This is a genomic window from Aminobacter sp. DSM 101952, from assembly GCF_001424795.1.
Lineage (GTDB): Bacteria > Pseudomonadota > Alphaproteobacteria > Rhizobiales > Rhizobiaceae > Aminobacter > Aminobacter aganoensis.
This window is the reverse complement of record NZ_LMCL01000025.1, coordinates 1-7,494: the sequence shown is the minus strand read 5'-3', so window position 1 is coordinate 7,494 and position 7,494 is coordinate 1. Positions and strand designations below refer to the sequence as shown.

General features: G+C 61.6%; 11 protein-coding genes. All 11 read right to left on the bottom strand.

What is annotated here, in order from left to right; genetic code table 11:
• Positions 1–152 precede the first annotated feature (152 nt).
• Complete coding sequence (locus ASC75_RS16470; protein WP_055977824.1) at positions 153–950, bottom strand: lytic transglycosylase domain-containing protein; 798 nt, start codon at positions 948–950, stop codon at positions 153–155.
• 3 nt (positions 951–953) lie between these two features.
• Positions 954–1,289, bottom strand: coding sequence for a DUF736 domain-containing protein (locus tag ASC75_RS16465; RefSeq protein ID WP_055977821.1), 336 nt, complete (start codon positions 1,287–1,289; stop codon positions 954–956).
• Positions 1,290–1,356: 67 nt separating this feature from the next.
• A complete protein-coding gene (locus tag ASC75_RS16460; protein ID WP_055977818.1) occupies positions 1,357–1,902 on the bottom strand; it encodes a S26 family signal peptidase in 546 nt (181 codons plus the stop codon).
• Positions 1,899–2,369 (bottom strand): DUF2840 domain-containing protein, encoded by a 471-nt coding sequence (locus ASC75_RS16455; RefSeq protein ID WP_055977815.1) that lies wholly within the window; start codon positions 2,367–2,369, stop codon positions 1,899–1,901. Before ASC75_RS16455 ends, ASC75_RS16460 begins: the two co-directional genes overlap by 4 nt.
• A 211-nt stretch (positions 2,370–2,580) precedes the next feature.
• A complete protein-coding gene (locus ASC75_RS16450; protein ID WP_055977813.1) occupies positions 2,581–3,468 on the bottom strand; it encodes a replication initiator protein A in 888 nt (295 codons plus the stop codon).
• A gap of 17 nt (positions 3,469–3,485) precedes the next feature.
• Positions 3,486–3,767 (bottom strand): helix-turn-helix domain-containing protein, encoded by a 282-nt coding sequence (locus tag ASC75_RS16445; protein WP_055977808.1) that lies wholly within the window; start codon positions 3,765–3,767, stop codon positions 3,486–3,488.
• 154 nt (positions 3,768–3,921) lie between these two features.
• Complete coding sequence (locus tag ASC75_RS16440; protein WP_082496635.1) at positions 3,922–4,530, bottom strand: DUF2285 domain-containing protein; 609 nt, start codon at positions 4,528–4,530, stop codon at positions 3,922–3,924.
• Positions 4,484–4,696: a DUF6499 domain-containing protein gene (locus tag ASC75_RS26770; protein WP_244487858.1), complete on the bottom strand. Its 213-nt coding sequence runs from the start codon at positions 4,694–4,696 to the stop codon at positions 4,484–4,486. Before ASC75_RS26770 ends, ASC75_RS16440 begins: the two co-directional genes overlap by 47 nt.
• A 165-nt stretch (positions 4,697–4,861) precedes the next feature.
• Complete coding sequence (locus ASC75_RS16435) at positions 4,862–5,887, bottom strand: succinylglutamate desuccinylase/aspartoacylase family protein (RefSeq protein ID WP_055977806.1); 1,026 nt, start codon at positions 5,885–5,887, stop codon at positions 4,862–4,864.
• A gap of 1 nt (position 5,888) precedes the next feature.
• Positions 5,889–6,638 (bottom strand): amino acid ABC transporter ATP-binding protein, encoded by a 750-nt coding sequence (locus tag ASC75_RS16430; protein ID WP_055977804.1) that lies wholly within the window; start codon positions 6,636–6,638, stop codon positions 5,889–5,891.
• Between the two features lie 88 nt (positions 6,639–6,726).
• Positions 6,727–7,386 carry an amino acid ABC transporter permease gene (locus ASC75_RS16425; protein ID WP_055977801.1) on the bottom strand — a complete coding sequence of 220 codons (660 nt, stop codon included), beginning with the start codon at positions 7,384–7,386 and terminating at the stop codon, positions 6,727–6,729.
• Positions 7,387–7,494: the final 108 nt, after the last annotated feature.

Sequence of the window (7,494 nt, the reverse complement as noted above, 5' to 3'; positions counted from 1 at the left end):
CATCCCGTCAACAGCCTCGACGACCTCCTGCCGTGGGCCTGGAAAGCGGCAAATCCTGTCAATGCCTGACATCACGTGCAGCCCCCGGACGCTTACGTACCTTGCCCAGCGCTGCCGGATGCCCGCCACACAACGCCCTTCTGCGACGACCGTCAAAACTGCTCTCCCATGCCGGTGCGCGCGGTGAAGAGGCCGTTCGAGCGCGGCGTGACGGCAACGTCATCGGGCATAACGGAGCGCTCCTCCGCTGCACGATTATCGCGCTCGGACGACGTCGGCTCAGTGCCGGCGGGGGCTCGAACGAAGAGCGGCGAGCGGCGCCACGGCAGCGTTTCCGCGTCACCAGGTGCCACCGGCGTCGACGCCCGCTCCGTGAGTGAATCGCCGTTGATCAGAGTGGAAAGTGTAGCGACATAGGCAAAGGTTTCGGCCGGTAAAGGGTGGCCGGCGAGATAGCCTTCATAGCGTGCCGGGCCCGCATTATACGCCGCGAGGAAACCCGGCGATCCGAAGCGATCGTGCATCTCCCGCAGATAGGCGGTGCCCGCCAGGATGTTGTCGCGCGGATCGAACGGGTCCTGTCCGAGCGGCCATCGACCGCGTAGCTCCTCCCAGGTACCAGGCATGATCTGCATCAGTCCAAGCGCGCCGGCGCTGGACACGGCGCGCGCGTCGCCTGCACTTTCCTTGCGTATGACGGCGCGTATCCAGGCAGCCGGAATTGCGAAGCGTCGAGAAGCTTCGGCGATGTGGGTGGCATAATTATCACTGGGCTCCGATTGATGTACCGCATTGGCTTGCGCAATGGACGGGCCGACCGAGCAGGCCGACAAAAGGAGGCCGGAAAGAAGACGAAGCGCGAACCGGCGAACCGGGTGTCGCTGTCGGGCGACCGATCGGCTGCGCGTTGGGCGCAGCCGAGAAGCGATGGGAACGTCGCGGCAGGGCATGACTCAAGCCGTCTCGCTGCGGTCGCGTGGACGGCTCCAATGCAACGACCATGAGGTCGCGTCGTCACCCTTCCGGAACAGGCGTGCGCGGATCGGTTCGTGGAAGGTCGGGTCGTCGATCTGCAACGAAACATACTCCCCGGCCTTCTCGCTGGTGCGTGTCCAGCCTGCTCCGACGTCCTGTCCGTCATCGATGCCGCGCAGCACGCGATAGTCGGGTGTGTTGTCACCGTCGCCGGGTTCGACCGGTACGATGGTGAGTTCGAGGTCGAGCGTGAATGTGTGGATGCGGCCCGAGAAGCTGTCTCCTTCGCGCGTGAACAGTCCGATCTGTGGCATGGCTAACTCCTTTTCTGGTTCGGCAGTGATGGGGGCGGCAGCGAGACCTGCGCTGCCGCTGGCGCGCTCACCGCGTTGTCGCGCGCCATTCGAAGCGGCCGTCACCCTCCTCGTCGGTCCAAAGAGGGATGGCGCGGCCAATGATGCGGTCGATGGAAATGGGGCCGAAGTAGCGACCGTCGAGGCTGTCGCGGACTTCCCAGTTCATAAGGAAGATTTCGTCAGCGGGGATGCGCAGGCATCCACTCCAGGTCGGCAGTGTACGGCCCGCGCGATCGTGCTCGAGCGCGGTGCCAGCCTCGATGCCGTCGACTGTGATGAGAACGTTTGAACGGCAGACGGTTTGCCCGGAGACCGCGCGAACGCGCTTCACGAGCGGGACACCTTTGGCCAGATAGTTGCGCGCGGCGAAGAATATCGCGAGCGGCTCCGGCGCGTCGACGGCGACAAGATCAGTGACTTCGAGGGGACTGTCGAAGTCGATCCAGTAAAGGCCGATCGGTGCACTGGCCGAAACATTCCAGATCAGCCTGATCGGCATCGGTGTGAGCGCCGGATAGCCGACGCCCGTCGCAGCGAGTACCGTCGTCAGGACGGTGCTGAGGCGGCTCATGGCTTCGCCTTCAGGCGCAAAAGGAAGCCGCGATGCTGGTCGAGCGTGTACGCCCGTGGCTCTTGGCCAGCTGTCATTCGGTTGTGGATGTGTCGCCAGTGATCGGGCGATACGGTTTCGGGATCGATACCGAGACGTTCAATCGCATCGATCACCTGAAGCACGCGCTCGACTTTGGGCCAGCTATCGATCTTGAGCAGGATGTCGCCACCCGGACGCACGAATGGCAGCGTCTGATAGGCTTCGCCGCGGGCGACCGCACGCACAATGTCGATCCGTGAGATCACTGTGCCGAAGTCATTGGAGGCCCAGCGGACAAAGGCGAAGATCGTGCCGGGCTGGAAGGAGAGGATGCGACGGCGGCGATCGATACGTTGTTCGTGCGCTGCCCGACCGAAGCGGATCCAGTGCTCGATCCTCTTTTCGACAAAGGTCAGTTCGACATGGGTGAGGAGTGCTGCGTTCATGACGAGCTCTCCGCAATTATGGGGCAGTCATCCTCATGCCGGCGAAGGCAGGGGTGCGTTAGAAAGATTCTGAAAGAATCTGGGTTAGAGACGTTACGGTGGCCGCAAGGCACTGGAATCCGACGAGGAATCGTCAATTCCGGTCCCCGATAGCACGAAGGTCGGGTCCCCGATGGCACGACAGGGGTGGTCCCCGATAGCACGAACGTATTCACAGCTTATCCCCGAATCGCGTGGATGGTTTCCGCTCCAGGCGTGGCGAAGTGAAAGCGGCCGGATTGGTGGTGACGAAGGTGAGGACATCAGGACCGTCGACCTGGTGTTCGATACCGAGGCGGTAGCCAGGCAGGGGTTGTCGTCGGGCGATGTCGCGCAGGTCGTATGCAAAGTGCTTGAGCGGCGAGAGGCTGCCGGACTTGTGGTGCAGATGGACGAAGTCGAACCTCCAGCCGAATTGCTGGTGTCCGCCATGCTTGCGCACGATGCGGTAAAGCCAACGCTCAAGGCCCCCGGTCAGTTCGAAATATGTCCGGTCGATGGTCAGCACGAGCGCGTCATCGAGGACCGCGCGATAGAACCAATCCGGCAGGATCAGTTCGACGCCGACTGGCCGTCCATCGCGGTCGGTCCGCTCTTGCCATTCATTGAGCCAGGAGAAGCGATGGCGCCGGCCCTCGGCTGGCTGGCGGATGGAGGTCGCGATCGTGGTCGACTGGAGACGATCGAGCGCGGCTTTCAGGCGCTGATAGTCGCGTGAGCTGACCCCGCGCCCGGTAAAGGTCAGGATCTCGTAGGGCGTCGCAGCCATCAGCCTTGATGTCCGTAGTCCGGCATCGCGGGCGTTGACGATCTGACTGGCGGCCCAGATCAGAATGTCTGCGTCCCAGATCGTTGCCATGCCATGGTCCGGCACAGCTTCGACCCGGATGGTTACGCCTCCGGCCTTGAAATCGATCGGTGCCGTGCGTCTGGACTTTGCGAGGGAAAAGAATGGATAGGCCATGAGGTCCTGTGCATCGCGAGGAGCGAAGTCGCCGGGGAGCGCATGGAACAGATCGAGCTGTCCGCGCTCTGAAAGTAGGCGAGTCCGCGCCGACAAGGGGAACAGCCGAGCGATCAGCGGGCCAAGCGGTCGGCATGTGCCGCAGGCATAAGGGAATGGCGTTTGGCCGGAAGCACGGTGCCCCGTGGGTCGGACGTTGACGTCATGGCTCCGCGATTGGCCCAGGCCTGGAGATCGTCAATGGCATAGACGACCCGGCCGCCGAGCTTGCGATAGTCGGGGCCTGTCCCGTAGGTGCGGTGTTTTTCGAGCGTCCTGGCCGACAGGCTTAGAAATGTAGCCGCTTCCTTGGTGCGCAGAAAGCGTGGCGGCAAGCCGGCGTTTCGACCGTTCATCGGGTCATCTCCATCACTTTTGAGAAAGCCGCTGAGATCGAGCGGCGGACATGGGCTATGATGGAGAAGGGCTCCGGCGTTGTTCAGGTGCGGAATGGATGGAGCCTATTTCGCACGGACAGGCACATTGCCACCGGGCTTTGGCAACGAGCAGTCAGGCTTCGCGCCGCCGGAACCGCAGGAGCTGGCGGTAGCCGCCGGCAATCATTCTGTGGCCATCGCGAACGAGGCGCAGCGTTGTGTAACGAAATGGCGAATCCTGCCATTCTTCAGCGACAATGAAGCGAGGACCGAACAGGGCGTGGGCTATTTCGAAATGGGAAGCCCCTTCGATTCGGCCGTCGAGAGCGCGAAGCATATGGCCGAGGCGAGTGCGTTGCGATGATGTCAGGCGTTTATCGGGCACGCCGCTTCCCTTGGACGATCTGAGAAATCTATCCAGGGACGACAGTCGTTCGGGCGCCTTGGCGTCGAGAGGTACTATCGCGGCGAGGGGACGCGCGCTATCGGTGCCGTAAAGCAGCGCAATCTGACAGCTATTTGCCGCCGACAGGGGTCGCAGGTGCTCGCCGAGCTCGTCACGCATTGAAACCGCCGGCGGCAAAGCGGCGACGACGTCCGCGTCGTCTGCCAGCAGCGGCGGCGTGTTGATGAGCAGGATAACACCCGGATCGACCTCGGGTGTCCAGTAAACCGGCTGCTTGGTTGCCGGGCGATCAGGATTTGCTGGAAAATCGAAGCCCCCACTGCGACCGCAGTTCATTCGGGGACAGGGAGTTCGGCGTGGGGTTGATTTGCTGCATGTCTGCGAATTCGCGCTGGTAGGCTGGATTGCGGCGGAGGAATTCCCAGGCGAGGGCATCCGGAGTTACGTCGCTTATGAAATCGTAGGCCTGCGAGCTACGCCACTCAGACGAATCCGGCTTCATGCATCCTCCTGCGATTTGCGGACCATCCCCGTAAAGCAGTGGAAAAGCAGAGAGAATCCCAAAAAACCGGGATTGACCGGAAGTGATTGATGGGCCGTGCGCTTATTCAGGCCGTGAAACGAGGCCGGCGCCCAACCATCATTTTTGCTCTCATGTGCTGGTTACTCACATCGCTCCGACATCGGTCACGAGCTTGAAAAGGCAGTCTCCGGGAGCAGCAAGGGCTGGCGCTCGCCGGCAGGCTACGAGGCCTGGCTGAGAAAAGCAGACTTCTTCGGGCGGCTTCTGGGAGCCTTCTACAGGAAAAATGAAGCCTGCGGTCTGACCGGTGTCCACAGAGTCGCCGAGTTCGACAGCAGGTTCGAAGATGCCATGAATGGGGGCATAGGTGAACGCGCCCCTCCCGGCGACCCGCATCAATCGGACAGGCGGTGCCGGTTTGGTTTCGGCATTGGGCAAGACGCCGATGTGCTTGAGGACGCGGTAGATGCCCTGGCTGGCGATGGCCTCGCCAGCACTTGAGAAGGTGCCGCCTCCTCCCAGCTCTGTTGTGAGGGTTGGAACGCCAAGAGCCTGGGCAACTGCAGAAAGAGTGGTTGCCCCTCCGCCACCGCTGCCGTCGCTGATGGATCCGATGGGAGCGCCGAAGACATGTATGAGTTCCATGAGTCTTGCGGTTTCGGCTCCCGTCTTACCAACGCGGATCAGACAGCAGGGTAGATAGGACAGGGACCTGCCGCCCGAATGCAAATCAATGACGATGTCAGCCATCGAAAGCAGAACCGAGCTGACATAGTGCGCGATCATCTGGGTTGGGGTGCCGTTCGCCTCGCCCGGGAATACCCGGTTGAGATTGCCTTCGTCGAGCGGGGAGAGGCGTCGCCCCGCAAGTACGGCGGGGTAGTTGAGCGCAGGTAGAATGATGATGCGGCCGCGCAGATCCTGGGGTTCGACCTGACGAGCCAGTTTGCTCAAAGCGACTTGGCCCTCATATTCGTCGCCATGATTACCGGCAATCAGCAGTGCGGTCGGCCCCTTGTCATTTCTGATGCATGTGATCGGGATCGGAATGACGCCATAGGCGGATTGGTCTGTCGAGAACGGCAGTCTCAGCCAATCGTGCTGCTTGCCGTCCCGGTCAAAATCAAGAGGTGTCCAGATGCGCGTCTCGCCCGCCGGCGACATCTTCATGTCAATGCAGCAGCGTGTTGAGGAAAGACTGGGCGCGGGGATGACTGGGCGTCGAAAAGAACGTCATCGGCGACGCCTGCTCGACAATGCTGCCCTGATCCATGAACACGACCTGGTCGGCAACCTCGCGCGCAAAGCCCATCTCATGGGTGACGCAGATCATCGTCATGCCCTCGTGGGCCAGCCCGGTCATGACATCGAGCACCTCCTTGACCATTTCGGGGTCGAGTGCGGAGGTTGGCTCGTCGAACAGCATCAGCCGCGGGTTCATGCAGAGCGCCCGCGCAATCGCCACCCGCTGCTGCTGTCCACCTGAGAGCTGTGCAGGATATTTGTCGGCCTGTTCGGGAATGCGGACCTTTTCCAGGAAATGCCGCGCCAGGCTCTCGGCCTCCTTGCGCGGCATGGAAAGAACCCGGCGCAGTGCCAGCGTGCAGTTCGACAAAACAGTCAGATGCGGAAACAGGTTGAAGCTCTGGAACACCATTCCGGTCTGCCGGCGGGCGAGGGCTGTCTCCCTGGCATTGTCACCCAGCCGGATCGTGCCAAGTGTGACAGTTCCCTGCTGGTAGGCTTCAAGTCCGTTGAGGCAGCGGATCAGCGTTGATTTGCCTGAACCGGAAGGTCCGCAGATCACGACGCGGGAACCGCTTGGGATGGTGAGGTTGACCTCCTTCAACACATGGAAGGCGCCATACCACTTGTTGAGTGAGGCGATCTGGACGGCGGCTTTGTCGTCTGGATGGGTCATGGAGTATCTCTATATCAGCTTGAAGATAGCGAGCTAAGTGTCTGGATTTGTGAGGGTGTGTTCAGCCGTTGGGGTAAGCGCCGGACGCCTACCTCGCTGTCGGCCGCAGCAGCCTGTTTTCGAGGTGTTTGATGGCCGACGAGATGAGGAGTGCGAGGCCGAGGAAGATCAGGCCGGCGACCGTCAAAGGCTCGGCATAGCGGTAGGTCTCGGAGGCAATGTCGAAGGCCCGTCCCAGCATCTCCGGCACCGCAAGCACGGCCAGATAGGGCGTCGCCTTGAGGATCGAGACGAAGTAGTTGCCCATGGGTGCTGCGATGTTGCGCAGCATCTGCGGGGCGATGACAAAGATGATCATGTCCATCCTGCCAAGGCCAAGCGCCCTTGCAGCTTCCGCCTGGCCACTGGGGATGGCATCGATGCCGGCCTTGAACACCTCCGCGAGATAACCGCTGTAATAGAGGCTGAGCCCGATCATGCCTGTGGCAAGCGCACCAAGGCGAATGCCGTAAAACGGCAGGATGAAATACAGGCAGTAAAGCCAGACCAGCACCGGCGTCGCCCGGATGAAGTCGATCAGGAAGCCAACGAACAGACCGCCCCAGCCACCAGAGCGGCGGATGAGTTCAAGGCCAAACCCGACTGCCGAGGCACCGAGGCAGCTGACTGTTGCCACCAGCAGCGTCATGCCGATGGCGCCAAGGATGGTTGGCACCGTCGAAAGTGCAAAGGCCACATCAAACTGCACAACGAGCCTCCCTTGATGAGGTGGAACGGCCCGCTCCGACAGCATCAAAGTGCTAACGTGGTCGTTGTTGCAAACGCCACAAGGAGGGACCGTTCCGTGAAAGATGTT

What these genes read in the sequence shown, in the direction of transcription:
- ASC75_RS16470 (WP_055977824.1), bottom strand. Translation starts at nt 950, where the DNA reads ATGCCCTGCCGCGACGTTCCCATCGCTTCTCGGCTGCGCCCAACGCGC.
- ASC75_RS16465 (WP_055977821.1), bottom strand. Translation starts at nt 1,289, where the DNA reads ATGCCACAGATCGGACTGTTCACGCGCGAAGGAGACAGCTTCTCGGGC.
- ASC75_RS16460 (WP_055977818.1), bottom strand. Translation starts at nt 1,902, where the DNA reads ATGAGCCGCCTCAGCACCGTCCTGACGACGGTACTCGCTGCGACGGGC.
- ASC75_RS16455 (WP_055977815.1), bottom strand. Translation starts at nt 2,369, where the DNA reads ATGAACGCAGCACTCCTCACCCATGTCGAACTGACCTTTGTCGAAAAG.
- ASC75_RS16445 (WP_055977808.1), bottom strand. Translation starts at nt 3,767, where the DNA reads ATGAACGGTCGAAACGCCGGCTTGCCGCCACGCTTTCTGCGCACCAAG.
- ASC75_RS16440 (WP_082496635.1), bottom strand. Translation starts at nt 4,530, where the DNA reads ATGAACTGCGGTCGCAGTGGGGGCTTCGATTTTCCAGCAAATCCTGAT.
- ASC75_RS26770 (WP_244487858.1), bottom strand. Translation starts at nt 4,696, where the DNA reads ATGAAGCCGGATTCGTCTGAGTGGCGTAGCTCGCAGGCCTACGATTTC.
- ASC75_RS16435 (WP_055977806.1), bottom strand. Translation starts at nt 5,887, where the DNA reads ATGAAGATGTCGCCGGCGGGCGAGACGCGCATCTGGACACCTCTTGAT.
- ASC75_RS16430 (WP_055977804.1), bottom strand. Translation starts at nt 6,638, where the DNA reads ATGACCCATCCAGACGACAAAGCCGCCGTCCAGATCGCCTCACTCAAC.